Origin of the sequence: Sphingomonas sp. (assembly GCF_031372575.1) — a bacterium.
GTDB lineage: Bacteria > Pseudomonadota > Alphaproteobacteria > Sphingomonadales > Sphingomonadaceae > Sphingomicrobium.
This window is the reverse complement of sequence record NZ_JANMLM010000077.1, coordinates 1-16,040: the sequence shown is the minus strand read 5'-3', so window position 1 is coordinate 16,040 and position 16,040 is coordinate 1. Positions and strand designations below refer to the sequence as shown.

Here is a 16,040-nt window from a genome sequence, read left to right as displayed (position 1 = left end):
AGGGGAGAAACGAACTGGAGACGAAGACCATGGAGCCCGCGACCCCAATCGAGATGCTGTGCCGGATCGTGCTTCGTGCCCGCGAATATGAGGCGCAAACCGGGACCGACTATGACGGCGGTGAGGCACCGGAGAACGTTGATGGCGAGGATGGCGAGGCGCTGTCGGTGCTCGACGATTCGATCAATGGTGCGGTCGAGGAGGAATTGACCGCCGCATTTGAAGACCTGGCCGACGACCAATTGGCCGAAGTGCTCGCTTTCTGCTGGGTCGGTGCCGGCACCTATGACGTCAGCGAGTGGGACGAAGCGCTCGAAGAAGCCGGTGTACAAACCAACATTCCCGCCGAGTTGATGGACATGCCGATGCTGGCTTCGGTGCTCGAATCCGGCATGGCCGCGTTCGAGCTCAGCTGCGACGGGATTGGCGACCTGGCCTAAAGCCGGAATGCCCATCGCCCGAGCGCTTCCCACGGGCCGCCGAGATAGCGGTGAAGCGCGAGACCGTGGATGGCGAGCGGTCGCGGGTAAAATTCGCGGGTCAGTTGCTGGAACAACGCCTTTGCCTGCGCTGATGGCACCTTGTTCTGGATCGTCACGTGGGGCCGCCAGCCCTGCCCGTCCTGCGCGGTCAGGGATCCAGCGAAGTGATCGGAAAGCTGATTGCGCATTACCTCCAGCGCTTTGCTATTGATGCGATAGGCGACCCCGCCCCCCAAGTTGATCAGTCCGCTGATTGACGCCGGTGGTGGATGAGCATGGGTGAGCATCTTCAGCTGGCCACTCACTTCCTCCTCCACCGATGGCGGCAAGGCATGAAACATCGTCAAATGCGCGGCGAGCTGGTTGCGCTCGGGCGGGAAATAGGCGCGCCGTTGCCCGTCGAGCCATGCGAAATCCCCGGCTCCAAGCTCGGCCGTAACGATCAGCGCGCCGCTCGTCAGATCTCAACCTGGCTGCCAAGCTCGACCACGCGGTTGGTTGGCAGCTTGAAGAATTCCATCGCGCTTTCGGCGTTGCGCAGCATCCACGCGAACAATTTTTCGCGCCAGATCGCCATCCCCGGCCGCGCGCTGGCAAGCAAGGTCTGGCGCGCCAGGAAGAAGCTGGTGTCCATCATCCGGCATTGCGGCCCGCAACTAGTCAAATCGGCCAGTTCGCCCGGCACATTGACCTCCTCCATGAAACCATAACGCAGCACCACGCGATAGAAGCCCGCGCCATAATCCTGCGTGTGCGCGCGTTTTTCGACCGGGACATAGGGCACGTCCTCGATCTTGCAGGTCAGCAGGATGATCCGCTCGTGCAGCACCTTATTATGCTTGAGATTATGCAACAGTGCATGCGGCACGCCGTTGGGTGAGCTGGTCATGAACACCGCGGTTCCCGGCACGCGCATGGCACTGGTCGAGGCCGACTTGATGAACACTTCGATCGGCAGCGACGCCTCGTTCATTCGGTCGATCATCAGCTTGCGACCGCGCGCCCAGGTGGTGAGCAGCGTGAATACCACCGCACCAACTACAAGGGGGAACCAGCCGCCGTCGGGCACCTTGAGCAAATTCGCGCTGAAATAGAGGATGTCGACGGTCGCGAAGATGATCAGCAGCGGGATCGCCTGCCATTTTTTCCAGTTCCACAGCGAGAACAGGACCACCGCCAGCAACACGGTATCGATCGCCATCGCCCCAGTCACGGCAATTCCATAAGCCGCGGCTAGGTTCGAGGAGGAGCCGAACATCACCACCAGCAGGATGACCATTACCATCAGTGCCCAGTTGATCACGGGAATGTAGATCTGGCCCGCCGCTTTTTCGCTGGTATGCGTGATTCGCAAGCGCGGGATGAAGCCCAATTGGATCGCCTGCTGAGTGACCGAGAAAGCGCCCGAAATTACTGCCTGGCTGGCAATGATCGTGGCCGCCGTTGCAAGCAGCACAAGCGGCAGGCGGAACTGTTCCGACGCGAGCAGGAAGAAGGGATTCTTGACCGTCTCAAGCGCGTCGGCGGGCGACATGGACAGCAGCATGGCACCCTGCCCCATATAATTGAGCAGCAGCGCCGGCATCACAAAATAAATCCAGCTGAACTTGATTGGCCGGCGACCGAAATGGCCCATATCAGCGTAGAGCGCTTCGGCGCCGGTCACGGCAAGGACCACGGACCCCATAGCAATGAAGGCGCGGACCGGCTCAACCAGGAAAAATTGCACGGCATTCAAGGGATTGATCGTAGCGAGAACAACGGCGGGATGATCAACGATGTGCATCACGCCAAGCCCAGAAATCACAACAAAGTAGATTAGCATTATCGGACCGAACAGCAGCCCAACCTTGGCCGTGCCACGTGACTGGATTGCGAACAGCCCCACGAGGATCGCGATTGCGGTCGGGATGACGTAGGGTTGGAGACCCGCATTTACCGTGGTCAGCCCTTCCACCGCCGACAGGACGGAAATTGCGGGGGTGATCATCGAATCGCCGTAGAACAAGGCGCAGGCAAACACCCCGAGCATGATGATCCCCGCATTCCACCGCTTCTTTTCAGTGGTCGAACGGTTGATCAGCGCCAGCAACGCCAGGCTGCCCCCTTCGCCCTTATTGTCGGCGCGCATGATGATCGTCACATATTTCAGCGTGACGATGGTCATCATCGACCAGAATATCAGGCTGAGAACGCCATAAATATGGAGCGAATCCGGGGCCAGAGTGTGATGCCCGGCAAAAGTTTCGCGGAACGCGTAGATTGGCGAGGTGCCGATGTCGCCAAACACGATCCCGATCGCGCCGACCATCAATTTGCCGAGCGGACCGTGGGAATGGCCGTGGGCGGGATCTATCGGGGCGTCATGATCGGCGCCCCCGGTCGCAGTAATGTTCATGTCCTACCCATGCCACAACCGCTAGGCGCGGCACGGCGCACTAGCAAAGCCAAAAAGGCACTGCAATTGCGTCGTTGCGCGTCTATAGCCCCGATCATTCTCATCCAGGAGCGAACGAACCATGCGCGTCGGTGTGCCGAAAGAAATCAAGAACCACGAATATCGCGTCGGCATGACCCCGGCGAGTGTCGCCGAGCTGGTCGCCTGCGGTCATGAAGTGCTGGTCGAGACCAAAGCCGGCATGGGCATCGATTTTTCCGACAAGGCCTATGAAAAGGTCGGCGCGACCATCCTCCCGACTGCCGCCGACGTGTTCGACCAAGCCGAGATGATTATCAAGGTGAAGGAGCCGCAGCCGGTCGAGATCGCAATGCTTCGCCCGCATCACTTGCTATTCACCTATCTCCACCTCGCGCCGGACCCTGACCAGGCCAAGGGACTGATGGAATCGGGTGCAACCTGCATCGCTTATGAAACCGTCACCTCGCGATCGGGTGCGCTACCCTTGCTCAAGCCGATGAGTGAAGTTGCCGGCCGCATGTCGGTCCAGGTCGGCGCGCATTATCTGGAGAAAGAACAGGGCGGCCGCGGCGTGTTGCTCGGCGGCGTTCCCGGAGTCGCGCCCGCCAAGGTCGCGATTCTCGGCGGCGGCGTGGCGGGGATCAACGCCGCGCAAATCGCCACCGGGCAGCGCGCCGACGTCACCATCTATGACATCAACAACGATCGGCTGGCCGAGTTAGACATGCATTTCGGGACCACCATCAAGACCGCTTTCGCGTCCAAGGCGGCGATCGCCCAGGCGATCCAGGAGGCCGAACTGGTAATTGGCGCAGTGCTGGTGCCCGGCGCCGCCGCGCCCAAGCTGGTCAGCCGCGAGCAATTGAAGACGATGAAGCGCGGCAGCGTGCTGGTCGACATTGCGATCGACCAGGGTGGCTGCTTCGAAACCAGCAAGGCCACCACCCACGACGACCCCGTCTACACGATTGACGGCGTGATTCATTATTGCGTCGCCAACATGCCCGGCGCGGTCGCCCGGACGAGCACCTTCGCGCTCAACAATGCGACGCTGCCGTTCGCGCTCAAGCTCGCCAATCTCGGGGCGAAAAAGGCGATGGCCGAAGATCCGCATCTCGCCGCAGGGCTCAACGTGTCGGGCGGCAAGATTCGGAACGAGCCGGTCGCCGAGGCGCTCGGGCTGGCGTACGTCGCCGCCTAAGCGGTCAGGGGCGTCGCGGGCCTTCGACGGTCGCGACCTCATCTTCGATCATTGGTCGCCAGCTGGCATTGGCCGGTGCTGCAGCAAGTATTGCGCGCCACTGCCCGAGCGCGCCCTTGCGGTCACCCGACTGGAGCATTGCGCGACCGAGGAAATAGCCCGGTGCGGGGCTGGTCGGGGCGAGCGCTGCCGACCGCGCAAAGGCCAGTCGTGCCGCTGGATTGATCCGCCCGGCATGGTTGGTCAGCGCGGTGCCCAGCGCCAGCCACAACGCGTAATCGCGCGGATGGGCGCGCACCGCCGACTGAAGCAAACCAGCCGCGTCCCCGGTCTGGCCGCGAGATGCGAAACTGTCGGCGATGATCATCCAATTGTTCGACCGATTGAACTGGCCGAGCAAGGCGTTGCGCTGGCTGACCAGCGAAAGTGGCGGCGATCGCTGGACGACCGCAGTTGCTGGCACGTGCTGCTGCAATCCGAAGCATGTGGCGCCTGACAACAGCGACATTGCGGTCACCACCAGCAACCGTCCGCGTAGTCCGGCAGTGGCCGCGACGCTCATCGCCAGCGACACCAGCAATGCAAGGACGATCCATGCCGTCATCCGTACCGCCCGCGCGGCGGCGGCCGGCGCCGCCATTGACGGACAGACTGGCCGATCAGCACGATCAGTGCGCCCAGCGCGATCATCGCTCCACCAAGCCAGATCAGCGGCAGGAATGGCTGCCATCGCAATTGCACTTGCCTTCGGTCGTCGAACAAGGTGGTTAGCCGACCATTCCACAAAGTCTCGAAGGCCGGTTCGATCGACTGCCCCGGCGGCGTGATCATCGTTCGGGCCTGCGGATTGAGCACGCTCACCCCGCTTCCGCGCGACGCCCGAAGCTCGGCCTCGATCGCGGTATAATCGGATCCGGCGACCGGATTGACAGTCACGAACTGGACCAGCCAAGGACCGACGCGGAGGCGGTCGCCAGGCTTTGCAACCGCCGCCGTCTGCACGATGAAAACCCGATCGCAGATCGCGCCGATAGCGAGCAGCAGCGCACCGCCGGCAGCAACAGATAGCCCGACATTCGCCGTCGGTGACCGGCGCGACCAGCGCGATCTGCGGTACATTGCGAACAATGCGAGCAACAACAGCGCTGCCGCCAGGAACAACGTGAAATCCGGAGCGGATGCGAGCAACGCAATGGTTGCGATCGCCGCTATCACCGCCTGCGCGACCGCGACCGGCCTCGCCCCGCTCGCGACCTGTACCAGCGCCAGCGCCGCTGCCAGCCACAGCGCCGCCAGTCCGGTATCGGCGATCATTCCTTCAGCGTCTTGCCGACTGCATGTTCGGCGGCCTGGTTGCCCATTTGCGGCGGCATGTAGCGCTCGTCATGCTTGGCCAGGATGGTGTCGGCGATAAACGTCCCGTTCTGCATTCGCCCTTCGGCGACGACTCCGCTGCCCTCGCGGAACAGGTCGGGCACGATCCCACGATAGGCGACCGGGATCTGGCCCGGCCCGTCGCTGACGTCGAACCGGACATTGCTTCCCTCATTGCGGACCGATCCCTTGACCACCATCCCGCCAAGCCGGATTGCGTCTCCGTCCTTCGCTTTGCCCGCTGCAATGTCGGTCGGGGTACGGAAATAGGCTGCTTTGTCGGACAGGCCCCACATCGCCAGCACCACCGCGCCAAGCACCGCGGCGACAGCCAATGTTACCAGTAGCAATCGTTGATGCTTGGGTTTCACCTTTTGGTGACCGCATCGGCAAAGCGCTCGGCCGCGACCATCGATCGCCATGCCCACGCGGTTAGCAATGCGCTGCCGCCAACGACAATCGCATAAGCCGCAATTACGAATGACCATTGGTTCATTGCGCCGCACTCCGCCGCAGCCGCGCTTCGCCGCGATTGCGGGCAAGCTCGGCGCGCATCCGCATCAGCACGATCCCGGCGAACAGCAAGGTGAAGCCGAACAGGGTCAGCGGCAGCGGCCACAGCAATTCGGGTGCGATCTTCGACCCGCCGCCGAGGCTGATCGACTGACCCTGGTGAAGCGTCCGCCACCACAACACCGAATAGTGGATGATCGGCAGGTTGATCGCACCGATCAGCCCGAACAAGGCCGCCATCCGCCCTTCCCCGCCGCGCTCCTTCTCGGCCGAGGCGAGCGCGATATAGCCGAGGTAAAGGAAGAACAGGATCAGCATCGAAGTCAGCCGCCCGTCCCATTCCCACCACGTGCCCCACGTCGGGCGACCCCAGATCGATCCGGTGGCAAGACAGAAAGCGGCAAAAGCGGCGCCGACGGGCGCAATCGCGCGACCTGCGACCGCCGCCAGCGGATGCCGCCAGACGAGCTGCGAGATACTGGCCAAGGCAAGACCGCCCCACCCCGCCATTCCGAGCCACGCGGTCGGCACATGGATATAGAGAATCCGCACCGTCTCGCCCTGAAGATAATCGGGCGGAGTCACGAACAGCCCGCCAATCACGCCAGCGAGCAGGAGCATTAGCCCGGGCCCCAACGTCCAGACGGTGGCCGGGCGGGCGATCTTCAGGAAACGGGCGGGATTGGCGAAGACGTGCATGATGTGGCGCAGACTTAGCCAGTCATGATGCTACTTGGCTAGCCGCGACCGATCAGTTTTTGTGCCATCGCATCGGCCACTGCGGCGGGATCGCGTCCCGACGACGCACTGTCGCTCCAGATCGCTTCGAGCCGCTCAGGAATCGCCTCGATCCGTTGGCGCACCAGGTCGACATCGCCATCGCGCAAATATTCGGTCGAGACGTTGATGATGCCCCCGGCGTTGATGACATAATCGGGCGCATAGAGGATCCCGCGATCCATCAGCCGCTGGCCATCCTCAGGGGTCTTGAGCTGGTTATTGGCACCGCCCGCAACAATTGGTGCATTCAGGGCCGCGATGCTTTGCTGGTCAAGGATCGCCCCGAGCGCGTTGGGGCTGAATACGTCCGCCTCAACCGACATGATGTCCGCCGGGTCGACGATCGTCGCGTTGCACAAGCTACCAAGCGCCTGTGCGCGGGCCGAATCGACATCGGCGATGGTCAGCTTCGCGCCCTCCGCAGCCGCATGACGCGCGACCCCGCCGGCCACGCTTCCCGCGCCTTGAAGCGCGAGATGAAGCCCGTCGAGACTATCCTTGCCGAGCACGCGCTTGACCGCCGCTTTGATGCCGAGGAACACGCCGAGCGACGTATGCGGCCCAGGATCGCCACCGACCCCGGTGGCAACCGGCAGACCGGCAACGAACTTGGTTTGCCGGGCGATCTCGATCATGTCGCTGACGCTCATCCCAACGTCTTCGGCGGTGACGTATTTGCCGCCCAGCCCGTCGACCGCGCGGCCGAACGCGGCGAGCAGCTCGGGACTCTTGGTGCGATCGCTGTCGGCCAGGATCACCGCCTTGCCACCGCCCAACGGAAGACCCGCCATCGCATTCTTGTAGCTCATTCCGCGCGACAGCCGCAGCGCGTCGGTCAGAGCGTCCGAATCATCGGCATAATGCCAGAATCGCGACCCGCCGCCGGCCGGCCCGAGATGGGTCGAGTGCATCGCGATAATCGCGCGCAGCCCCGATGCTTCGTCGGTGACAAAATGCAGCGCTTCATGCGCGTCGAAGTCGGGGTAACCCCAGGGAGAAATCATGTTTGCCGTCGATTCTCGGTCGAAAAAGAAAATGGGGCGATCGACGGGGCTTGAACCCGCGACCCTCGGTACCACAAACCGATGCTCTAACCAGCTGAGCTACGATCGCCGCAAGCGCCTTGGACAAGGCGCGTCGGCTCCTTAAGAGGCGGGGCCGACGAAGGCAAGCGAGGCGGACCAAATGAATGCGACGATCGACAAATTCGGTTACCCCGGGACATTGCTTCGCGATTACCGGCATTGGGTGCTGTTGATGCGTCCGGCGCAGGTCACTGCGGGGTCGTTGATCCTTGCCGCCAAGGGTGAAGCAACGGCTTACGCCGACCTTCCGAAAGCTGCATTTACTGAGCAGGCAGCAATCATCGCGGAACTCGAGGCGATGCTAAAGAATGCGGTAAACTACGAGAAACTAAACTATTTAATGCTGATGATGGTCGATCCGCATGTTCACTTTCACATTTTCCCGCGCTATCAGGGCGAACGCTCCATTGCGGGGCTGGTGCTTACCGATCACGGTTGGCCCGGTCCTCCCGACCTGAAATCGGCAGTGAAGTTGGATTCGACCACCTTAGGGCGGGCGGTCGAACTGTTTCGCTAACTTGGCTTCCGCTTTCCGCAGGTTGACCGAGATTTACAAAACAGGGCATTTTACTTGCGCATCGTTTTCGATGAGCGCACATGATTTTTGGGGAGTGGAGCTTGAATTCGAGTCGAACTGCTAGGCGGGCATCGCCAACTGGCATGCCATTGAGGGAAACCTTGGTCAGGGCCGGGCTGGCACCGGCGCTTGCCACCGTGCTCGACGAGATGCCGCATCGGGTCGTCAATATCGATCCGCGGCGTCCGTTTCGCGAGCCAGGCATGCCACGCAACGAAACGATGTTCGTGACCAGCGGCCTGGTCGCCAAGTTCAAGAATGATTCGAGCGGACGGCGACAGATTGTCGCGCTTCGTTTCCCCGGCGAAGGCGTGCTGCCGCGTGATGGCAATGCCAGCTACGGTATCCAGGCGATCGTCAAAAGCGAAGTGCTGCTCGGCAAGTCGGATGATTTCGACAAGGTGGTCGAAGATCATCCGGAACTCGCCAAATTCTTCTGGCGATTGGTGCAGCGCAATGAATCGATCGGCTATGAATGGCTGGTCAATACCGGCCGCCGCGATTCGACCGCGCGCGTGGCGCATCTGTTGTGCGAAACCGCGACTCGCTATGGCCTCGATGTCGCGACCCAGCCGCTGATGAACCCGTTCACCCAGCAACAGATTGCTGACATTACCGGCCAGACATCGGTCAACGTCAATCGCGTGTTCGCCGATCTCGAGCGGCAGGGCCTGATCAAGCGCGCCGGCCGCGAAATCCGCTTCCTCGACTGGCCCGAACTGCTCCGCGTGGCGAGCTTCCAGCCGGGGTATCTGGATTAGCTAGCCGGCGAGCCTGAATCGAATGCTCGGTGTAACGTAAAAGCTCTCTACCGCATCGCCCGCAGCGGTTCGGGCGGGGCTGAATTTCACGCGCTTATGGATGACAGCGCAGGCGACTTCGCCAAATGCCTTGAACTCGGCCCGATCAATCGATCGGCAGGCCAATGCTTCACCTGACACGCCGATTTTGACTAAAAGGCGAACGTCACCTTGAATGTTCAAGCTGACCATGTCGGCGGGATAGTCCGAAGCTTGGAATACCGTCCGTGGGTCGGCATGAGGGGTCGGGTCGGATGTCCAGACCTTTGGCGTGCCCCACTTTGCAGCAAGACTTTCCTCGCACGCCCTTACCGCCACTAGCGCTTTCCCCAACCCCACGGTGGACACTTTTTCGTCAAGCCTGCCGGGGATTATTACACCTAGGGTTTGAGCCCTCACGGCCAGAGATAATTGTTCATTTGAAACGAAGGAATCCACGACCCGATCGGCACTATCACGCGGTTCCTCAACCGAAATGTAATTGTCCACCGGTGGCCGAGAGTCTGCAACTGATAATCGACCGATTTTGGTAAACTTGCGCTGCCCAATCTTTGGCAACAGGAATTGCACTTGATGTTCGATTTCAAACGGCCGCGTCTCGATTCTCAGCCCCCCGGCCAACCCCGACCTAGCACGAGTCAGGCTGCACGAGTTGGGGGCGTAATCGAGCACCCACTTTGGCTTTGCTGCCGGGCTGGGAGTGGCGATCACACCCGGCACTGCCGAATTTGTCGCAACCACAATCAGGGACAGGAAGCGCAACATTGCGATGGAATGCGCGCCACTCATTCGTCAATCAAGCGAATATCGCGGCCTTGGCATGGTGGGCGCGGCAGGGATTGAACCTGCGACCCCACCCGTGTGAAGGGTGTGCTCTACCACTGAGCTACGCGCCCATGCCGGCGACTGTCGAAGGCGGATAGTGAAGCGCCGGCAGACTGTCCAGCCTACTGAACGGCGTCCTTGAGGATTCGTCCGGGGCGGAATTTGGGCTGGCTGCTGGCCTTGATCTGCATCGGCTCGCCAGTGCGTGGATTACGGCCGACCGACGCCTTGCGCCGGGTGACCGAGAAGTTTCCAAAGCCAACCAGGCGAACTTCGTCCCCGCGTTTCAGTGCGGAGGTGATCACTTCGAGCATGGTCTCGACCGCGCGCGACGAATCCGAGCGGCTAAGGCCGGCACGATCCGCCACCTGGCCGATGAGATCCTGCTTGTTCATATGATACTCCCCTGACCCGCGAGGAATCGCGGACTCGTCCAGGATGCTTTTAAGACAAGGTTCGTTAGCGAAGTCAAAACACTAGTGCCGAACCGCTGGACTTTCTGTCGAGGCGGCAGGCGCAACCACTGGCTCGGATGCATGTTCATCGGCGTCGGTCCACACGATTGGCTGCAGCGGAGTCGACAGCGCCAGCGCGAGCACTTCGTCGACATGCGCCACCGGATGGATTTCAAGCCCATCCTTCACCGCTTGCGGGATCTCGGCGAGGTCTTTCTCATTCTCCGCCGGGATCAGTACTGTGGTGATCCCGCCGCGCAACGCCGCGAGCAATTTCTCCTTGAGGCCGCCGATCGGCAATACCCGACCACGCAGCGTGACCTCGCCGGTCATCGCGACATCGCGGCGAACCGGAATGCCGGTCAAAGTCGATATCATCGCAGTGACCATCCCCACGCCAGCCGACGGCCCGTCCTTGGGCACCGCACCTTCGGGCAGATGGACGTGGATATCCTTGCGCGCGAAGATCGATGGCTTGATGCCATAGGCTGGGGCGCGCGCCTTGACGAAACTCATCGCCGCCTGGATCGATTCCTGCATCACTTCGCCAAGCTTGCCGGTGGTCTTGACCAGCCCCTTGCCGGGGACGGTGACCGCCTCGATCGTCAGCAATTCACCGCCGACCTCGGTCCACGCCAGCCCGGTGACCGCACCGATCTGATCTTCTTCCTCGCCGACGCCATAGCGATAGCGAGTGACGCCGAGATATTCGCCGACATTGGCCGCCGTAAGCTCGACTGTCTCGGTCTTACCCTCAAGGATCTGACGGAGCGACTTGCGCGCCACCTTGGCCAGCTCACGCTCGAGCGTGCGCACCCCAGCCTCCCGCGTGTAATGGCGCAGGATCGCGCGCAGGCCGTCATCGGCGAACACCAGTTCCTCGGCTTTGAGCCCATGCACTTCCATCTGCTTGGGGATCAGATGGCGGCGCGCGATCTCGACTTTCTCGTCCTCGGTATAGCCCTCCAATCGGATGATCTCCATCCGGTCGAGCAACGGCTGCGGCATGTCGAGGCTGTTAGCGGTGGTGACAAACATGACATCGCTGAGGTCGTAATCCAGCTCGAGATAATGGTCCTGGAAACGGTTGTTCTGCTCCGGGTCGAGCACCTCCAGCAACGCCGACGCGGGGTCACCCCGAAAGTCGGTTCCGAGCTTGTCGATCTCGTCGAGCAGGAACAGCGGATTGCTCGTCCCCGCCTTCTTGAGGTTGGTGATGATCTTGCCCGGCAAGCTGCCGATATACGTCCGACGATGGCCGCGAATCTCGGCTTCATCGCGCACCCCGCCCAGTGACTGGCGCGCAAACTCACGCCCCGTGGCGCGCGCGATCGAGCGGCCGAGCGAGGTCTTGCCGACGCCCGGCGGGCCGACCAGGCACAGGATCGGCCCCTTCAGGCGGTTGGTGCGTGCCTGCACCGCGAGATATTCGACGATCCGGTCCTTGACCTTCTCCAGCCCATAATGATCCTCGTCGAGGATAGCCTGCGCTTCGGCGATGTCGCGCTTGAGGCGGCTCTTCTTGCCCCACGGCAGCCCGAGCAGCACATCAAGATAGTTGCGCGCGACAGTCGCTTCGGCCGACATCGGCGCCATACCCTTGAGCTTCTTAAGCTCCGCCGTGGCACGGGTGCGGGCTTCCTTCGACAGGCGGGTCTTGCGGATCTTGGCGGCCAGTTCGGCAAGCTCATCGCCCTCCTCGCCATCCTCATTACCGAGCTCGCGCTGGATCGCCTTCAGTTGCTCGTTGAGATAATATTCACGCTGGGTCTTCTCCATCTGGCGCTTCACGCGGCTGCGGATCTTCTTCTCGACCTGCAACACGCCAAGCTCGCCCTCCATGAAGGCGAACACCATTTCGAGCCGACGCGACGGGTTGAGCTCGCCCAACAAAGCCTGCTTGTCGGCGACCTTGATCGAAAGGCTCGACGCGACCGCATCGGCCAGTACCGACGGATCCTCGATCTCGGCCAACTGCACCCCGGTTTCGGCGGGCAAGCGCTTGTTGAGCTTGGCATAATTGTCGAACTGGTCGACCACCGACCGCATCAGCGCCTGCGCCTCGGGTGCGGCGGCTTCTTCCTCGGCAACATCCTCAACGCGCGCGGTCATGTGACCATCGGCCTCGACCAACTCGATCAGCCTGGCGCGGCGGACGCCTTCGACCAGCACGCGAACGGTGCCGTCGGGCAGTTTGAGCAATTGCATCGCGGTCGCGACCACGCCGAGATCGTAGAGCGAATCGCGATCGGGATCGTCCTCATTGGGGTCGAGCTGGGCGACGAGGAACAATTGCTTGTCCTCGGCCATCGCCGCTTCCAGCGCGGCGACCGATTTGTCGCGGCCAACAAACAACGGAACGATTCGGTTGGGGAACACGACAATGTCGCGCAGCGGCAGGATCGGGAATGTTGAAGTCATGATGCGTATATGGGAGCGCCTCAGGCGGAGCGCAACAACCAGCCTGGCCTCAGGCGGGGAGCAACAGCATCAGCGCCGGGATGAAATTGTTGAGCGCATGAACCGCGGTGACAATCGCAATCGCCTTGCTTCGCCCTGCCCCGCGCCATGTGACATACAATGTCGAGAAGATCAGGAACGGCCACCAGATCACCAGCCCCCACACCGGCGCGGCCAGCGAATGGGCGATCCCCCACCCAATTGAACTCAGGACCACCACCGCAACGGGCGGCAAAGCCAACAGGCCGATCTCGATTACCAACGCCATGATCAACGTCTCGAGCAACGGCGAAATGACGACCACCAGCAAAAACGGATAGAGCCCGCCGACCGGTAGGTCGGGCGATGCCGCGTTCGGCAACAACCATCCGGCAAGCGCTGCAAGCACCAGCGCCGGGATAGACGTCGCCAACCACCCGACCAAAATCGCCCGAAGCGGCCGCTGCGGTTCAAGCAGCGCCGCAAACCACGACCGGTCGATCACCTAGGCCGCAGCGTCGCCGCCGGCGGCGGTGGCCTTGTCCTTCTTGGCATAGACCCGGACCGGATCCTTGGTCCCGGCGACCACGTCCTTGTCGACATGGACCTCATCGACCCCGTCCATCGATGGCAGGTCGAACATGGTATCGAGCAAGATACCTTCGAGGATTGAGCGTAGCCCGCGCGCCCCGGTCTTGCGATCGATTGCCTTGCGCGCGATCGATCCGAGTGCGTCTTCGGAGAACGCCAATTCAACCTCCTCCATGTCAAACAGCTTTTGATACTGCTTTATCAGCGCATTCTTCGGCTCGACCAAAATTTTGACCAACGCCTCTTCGTCAAGATCCTCGAGCGTCGCGATCACCGGCATACGGCCAATGAACTCGGGGATCAGCCCGAACTTCATCAAATCTTCGGGTTCGGTATGCTTGAGCACCTGGCCGGTGCGCCGCTCGTCGGGGGCGGCCACATGCGCGCCGAATCCGATCGACTTGCCCTGCAAACGGTCACCGATAATCTTTTCGAGTCCCGAAAAGGCGCCGCCGCAGATGAACAGGATATTGGTCGTGTCGACCTGAAGGAATTCCTGCTGCGGATGCTTGCGCCCGCCCTGCGGTGGAACGCTGGCGGTGGTGCCTTCCATCAGCTTGAGCAGCGCCTGCTGCACACCCTCCCCCGAGACGTCGCGGGTGATCGATGGATTGTCGGACTTGCGGCTGATTTTGTCGATTTCGTCGATGTAGACGATCCCGCGCTGCGCTTTCTCGACGTTGTAATCCGACGCCTGGAGCAACTTGAGGATGATATTCTCGACATCCTCACCGACATAGCCGGCCTCGGTAAGCGTGGTCGCGTCGGCCATCGTGAACGGGACGTCGAGGATGCGGGCAAGGGTCTGCGCCAGCAACGTCTTGCCGCAGCCCGTCGGGCCGATCAGCAAGATGTTCGACTTGGCTAGCTCGACTTCATTCCCGGTCTTGGAACCGTGATTCAAGCGCTTGTAATGATTGTGGACTGCAACCGACAGCACACGCTTGGCGCGGGGCTGGCCGATAACATAATCGTCGAGCACCTTGCAGATTTCAGCGGGCGTCGGAACGCCGTCGCGCGTCTTGACCAGCGCCGACTTCGATTCCTCACGGATGATGTCGTTGCACAGCTCGACGCATTCGTCGCAGATGAACACCGTCGGGCCGGCGATCAGCTTCCTGACCTCGTGCTGCGACTTGCCGCAGAAGCTGCAATACAGAGTGCTCTTGCCGTCGCCGCCACTAAGCTTCGTCATATCCGTCCTTATCTCGCGGAGCTGCGGCGCTCCGGGTGCAGGCCATGCTAGCCCGCTTTATTGCACAATCAAGCTGTTAGAGGCGTTAACGCGCCCCGCAAATGCGCTTGCTGGCACGAATATGGGCAGGCTGGCCCGCCGGGGCAACCCCCGTTTCGCGCTGGTTTCACTCGGCCGGTCGCGGCCCCTGCCCTTCGCCGAAGCGGTGAATCAACTCGCCAAGTTCGACTTCATCGACGGCGACGGCGGCTTCGGCGATCGAAAACCAACGGCGTTTGCGCTGGTGCATCTCGATCCACGTCGCCATTACCTTGCCCACTGCCAGCGGGAACAGCTCGACCTCGGCCACCACCGACCCACCCCCGGCGAGCAATTTGGTATATCGAAAGCTGCCAATCGAGATGGGCGACACCTTGCCGCGCACCCCGGCTTCCTCCTCGGTCTCGATGGCCGCCGCCTCGTGCGGCGCCTTGCCGACCATGAGGTTGCCCTTCGGCACCACCCACCGCCCGGTCTGGCGCGAAGTGATCAGGAGCACCGACAGGCCCGACTTTTTCGATTGTCGATACGGCAATGCCGCTACCTGGTGGAGCGCCGTCGCTTGCCGCGCCACTTAGGTAGTGACGCCCATCACGACGGTGTCACGTCTGCCGCGCCAGTCTTGTCGTCGGCATCGTCAGGGCGCTTGTCGAACACTTCGTCGATCAGGCCAAAGGCCTTGGCCTCGTCGGCCTCGAGGAAGCTGTCGCGGTCCATCGCCTTCTCGATCGTCTCGATCGGCTTGCCGGTATATTTGGCGTACAGCGAATTGAGGCGGCTGCGCATCCGCAATATCTCGCGCGCCTGGATCTCGATGTCGGCGGCCATGCCCTGCGCCCCGCCTGACGGTTGGTGGACCATGATCCGGCTGTTGGCCAGGGCAACGCGCATGCCTGGCTCACCCGCGGCAAGCAGGAAACTGCCCATCGACGCCGCTTGCCCAATGCACACCGTCCCGACCCGCGGACGAATATATTGCATCGTATCATGGATCGCGAGCCCGCTGGTCACCACCCCGCCCGGCGAGTTGATATACATGAAGATGTCCTTCTTCGGATTTTCCGATTCGAGGAACAGCAACTGCGCGGTAATAATCGCCGCCATATGATCTTCCACGGCGCCGGTAACGAAGATGATCCGGTCGCGCAGCAGCCGCGAGTAAATGTCAAAGCTGCGTTCGCCGCGATTGGATTGCTCGATGTCTATCGGTTCGAGCTGGGAAACGATATCCTGTTGATCCATGGGTAATGTCGGTCCTTTGTTGG

General features: G+C 61.7%; 19 protein-coding genes and 2 tRNA genes. 4 read left to right on the top strand and 17 right to left on the bottom strand.

Annotated features, from left to right (window positions below; translation table 11 throughout):
* The first annotated feature begins 29 nt into the window (after window positions 1–29).
* Window positions 30–440: a DUF3775 domain-containing protein gene (locus RMN73_RS07680; RefSeq protein WP_309602732.1), complete on the top strand. Its 411-nt coding sequence runs from the start codon at window positions 30–32 to the stop codon at window positions 438–440.
* Here RMN73_RS07680 and RMN73_RS07675 read toward each other — a convergent pair.
* Complete coding sequence (locus RMN73_RS07675) at window positions 437–925, bottom strand: 2'-5' RNA ligase family protein (protein ID WP_309602750.1); 489 nt, start codon at window positions 923–925, stop codon at window positions 437–439. The genes RMN73_RS07680 and RMN73_RS07675 overlap by 4 nt on opposite strands.
* Before the next feature lie 14 nt (window positions 926–939).
* Window positions 940–2,880, bottom strand: coding sequence for a potassium transporter Kup (locus RMN73_RS07670; RefSeq protein WP_309602731.1), 1,941 nt, complete (start codon window positions 2,878–2,880; stop codon window positions 940–942).
* Window positions 2,881–3,001: 121 nt separating this feature from the next.
* Here RMN73_RS07670 and ald point away from each other — a divergent pair, with 121 nt between their 5' ends.
* A complete protein-coding gene (ald, locus tag RMN73_RS07665) occupies window positions 3,002–4,102 on the top strand; it encodes an alanine dehydrogenase (protein ID WP_309602730.1) in 1,101 nt (366 codons plus the stop codon).
* Between the two features lie 4 nt (window positions 4,103–4,106).
* Here the strand turns inward: ald and RMN73_RS07660 are convergent, their stop codons facing one another.
* From RMN73_RS07660 to RMN73_RS07630, 7 genes are all read right to left on the bottom strand, one after another.
* Window positions 4,107–4,706, bottom strand: a complete 600-nt coding sequence (locus tag RMN73_RS07660; RefSeq protein ID WP_309602729.1) for a tetratricopeptide repeat protein — start codon at window positions 4,704–4,706, stop codon at window positions 4,107–4,109.
* Window positions 4,703–5,416 carry a cytochrome c-type biogenesis CcmF C-terminal domain-containing protein gene (locus tag RMN73_RS07655; protein WP_309602728.1) on the bottom strand — a complete coding sequence of 238 codons (714 nt, stop codon included), beginning with the start codon at window positions 5,414–5,416 and terminating at the stop codon, window positions 4,703–4,705. The genes RMN73_RS07660 and RMN73_RS07655 overlap by 4 nt, the downstream gene beginning before the upstream one ends.
* Window positions 5,413–5,847, bottom strand: coding sequence for a cytochrome c maturation protein CcmE (gene ccmE, locus RMN73_RS07650; RefSeq protein WP_309602727.1), 435 nt, complete (start codon window positions 5,845–5,847; stop codon window positions 5,413–5,415). Before ccmE ends, RMN73_RS07655 begins: the two co-directional genes overlap by 4 nt.
* Window positions 5,844–5,972, bottom strand: coding sequence for a hypothetical protein (locus RMN73_RS07645; RefSeq protein WP_309602726.1), 129 nt, complete (start codon window positions 5,970–5,972; stop codon window positions 5,844–5,846). The genes ccmE and RMN73_RS07645 overlap by 4 nt, the downstream gene beginning before the upstream one ends.
* Window positions 5,969–6,688: a heme ABC transporter permease gene (locus tag RMN73_RS07640; RefSeq protein WP_309602725.1), complete on the bottom strand. Its 720-nt coding sequence runs from the start codon at window positions 6,686–6,688 to the stop codon at window positions 5,969–5,971. The genes RMN73_RS07645 and RMN73_RS07640 overlap by 4 nt, the downstream gene beginning before the upstream one ends.
* 38 nt (window positions 6,689–6,726) lie before the next feature.
* On the bottom strand, window positions 6,727–7,773 hold the full coding sequence (locus tag RMN73_RS07635; protein WP_309602724.1) for a Glu/Leu/Phe/Val dehydrogenase dimerization domain-containing protein: 1,047 nt from the start codon (window positions 7,771–7,773) through the stop codon (window positions 6,727–6,729).
* A 32-nt stretch (window positions 7,774–7,805) separates the two neighbouring features.
* Window positions 7,806–7,882, bottom strand: a tRNA-His gene (locus RMN73_RS07630).
* Window positions 7,883–7,954: 72 nt separating this feature from the next.
* On the opposite strand from RMN73_RS07630, the gene RMN73_RS07625 reads away from it, so the two are divergent.
* Both RMN73_RS07625 and RMN73_RS07620 read left to right on the top strand, forming a co-directional pair.
* Window positions 7,955–8,371, top strand: a complete 417-nt coding sequence (locus RMN73_RS07625; RefSeq protein WP_309602723.1) for an HIT family protein — start codon at window positions 7,955–7,957, stop codon at window positions 8,369–8,371.
* Window positions 8,372–8,514: 143 nt separating this feature from the next.
* On the top strand, window positions 8,515–9,192 hold the full coding sequence (locus tag RMN73_RS07620; protein ID WP_309602722.1) for a Crp/Fnr family transcriptional regulator: 678 nt from the start codon (window positions 8,515–8,517) through the stop codon (window positions 9,190–9,192).
* Here RMN73_RS07620 and RMN73_RS07615 read toward each other — a convergent pair whose 3' ends face one another.
* From RMN73_RS07615 to RMN73_RS07580, 8 genes are all read right to left on the bottom strand, one after another.
* Complete coding sequence (locus RMN73_RS07615) at window positions 9,193–9,996, bottom strand: energy transducer TonB (protein ID WP_309602721.1); 804 nt, start codon at window positions 9,994–9,996, stop codon at window positions 9,193–9,195. It abuts the gene before it with no gap.
* 56 nt (window positions 9,997–10,052) lie between these two features.
* Window positions 10,053–10,127, bottom strand: a tRNA-Val gene (locus tag RMN73_RS07610).
* 51 nt (window positions 10,128–10,178) lie between these two features.
* Complete coding sequence (locus tag RMN73_RS07605) at window positions 10,179–10,478, bottom strand: HU family DNA-binding protein (RefSeq protein WP_309602749.1); 300 nt, start codon at window positions 10,476–10,478, stop codon at window positions 10,179–10,181.
* A 54-nt stretch (window positions 10,479–10,532) separates the two neighbouring features.
* Window positions 10,533–12,932, bottom strand: coding sequence for an endopeptidase La (lon, locus tag RMN73_RS07600; protein WP_309602720.1), 2,400 nt, complete (start codon window positions 12,930–12,932; stop codon window positions 10,533–10,535).
* A 49-nt stretch (window positions 12,933–12,981) separates the two neighbouring features.
* Window positions 12,982–13,455, bottom strand: coding sequence for a hypothetical protein (locus tag RMN73_RS07595; RefSeq protein WP_309602719.1), 474 nt, complete (start codon window positions 13,453–13,455; stop codon window positions 12,982–12,984).
* A complete protein-coding gene (clpX, locus tag RMN73_RS07590; protein WP_309602718.1) occupies window positions 13,456–14,736 on the bottom strand; it encodes an ATP-dependent Clp protease ATP-binding subunit ClpX in 1,281 nt (426 codons plus the stop codon). It lies immediately after the preceding gene.
* A 166-nt stretch (window positions 14,737–14,902) separates the two neighbouring features.
* Window positions 14,903–15,349 carry an NUDIX hydrolase gene (locus RMN73_RS07585; protein WP_309602717.1) on the bottom strand — a complete coding sequence of 149 codons (447 nt, stop codon included), beginning with the start codon at window positions 15,347–15,349 and terminating at the stop codon, window positions 14,903–14,905.
* Between the two features lie 17 nt (window positions 15,350–15,366).
* Window positions 15,367–16,017: an ATP-dependent Clp protease proteolytic subunit gene (locus tag RMN73_RS07580; protein WP_309602748.1), complete on the bottom strand. Its 651-nt coding sequence runs from the start codon at window positions 16,015–16,017 to the stop codon at window positions 15,367–15,369.
* Window positions 16,018–16,040: the final 23 nt, after the last annotated feature.

Bases quoted from the DNA above. Each gene is read 5' to 3' on its own strand.
- lon (WP_309602720.1), bottom strand. From the start codon at position 12,932: ATGACTTCAACATTCCCGATCCTGCCGCTGCGCGACATTGTCGTGTTC.
- RMN73_RS07625 (WP_309602723.1), top strand. From the start codon at position 7,955: ATGAATGCGACGATCGACAAATTCGGTTACCCCGGGACATTGCTTCGC.
- RMN73_RS07660 (WP_309602729.1), bottom strand. From the start codon at position 4,706: ATGACGGCATGGATCGTCCTTGCATTGCTGGTGTCGCTGGCGATGAGC.
- RMN73_RS07640 (WP_309602725.1), bottom strand. From the start codon at position 6,688: ATGCACGTCTTCGCCAATCCCGCCCGTTTCCTGAAGATCGCCCGCCCG.
- RMN73_RS07620 (WP_309602722.1), top strand. From the start codon at position 8,515: ATGCCATTGAGGGAAACCTTGGTCAGGGCCGGGCTGGCACCGGCGCTT.
- RMN73_RS07635 (WP_309602724.1), bottom strand. From the start codon at position 7,773: ATGATTTCTCCCTGGGGTTACCCCGACTTCGACGCGCATGAAGCGCTG.
- RMN73_RS07680 (WP_309602732.1), top strand. From the start codon at position 30: ATGGAGCCCGCGACCCCAATCGAGATGCTGTGCCGGATCGTGCTTCGT.
- ald (WP_309602730.1), top strand. From the start codon at position 3,002: ATGCGCGTCGGTGTGCCGAAAGAAATCAAGAACCACGAATATCGCGTC.
- clpX (WP_309602718.1), bottom strand. From the start codon at position 14,736: ATGACGAAGCTTAGTGGCGGCGACGGCAAGAGCACTCTGTATTGCAGC.
- RMN73_RS07670 (WP_309602731.1), bottom strand. From the start codon at position 2,880: ATGAACATTACTGCGACCGGGGGCGCCGATCATGACGCCCCGATAGAT.
- RMN73_RS07655 (WP_309602728.1), bottom strand. From the start codon at position 5,416: ATGATCGCCGATACCGGACTGGCGGCGCTGTGGCTGGCAGCGGCGCTG.
- RMN73_RS07615 (WP_309602721.1), bottom strand. From the start codon at position 9,996: ATGTTGCGCTTCCTGTCCCTGATTGTGGTTGCGACAAATTCGGCAGTG.
- RMN73_RS07580 (WP_309602748.1), bottom strand. From the start codon at position 16,017: ATGGATCAACAGGATATCGTTTCCCAGCTCGAACCGATAGACATCGAG.
- RMN73_RS07645 (WP_309602726.1), bottom strand. From the start codon at position 5,972: ATGAACCAATGGTCATTCGTAATTGCGGCTTATGCGATTGTCGTTGGC.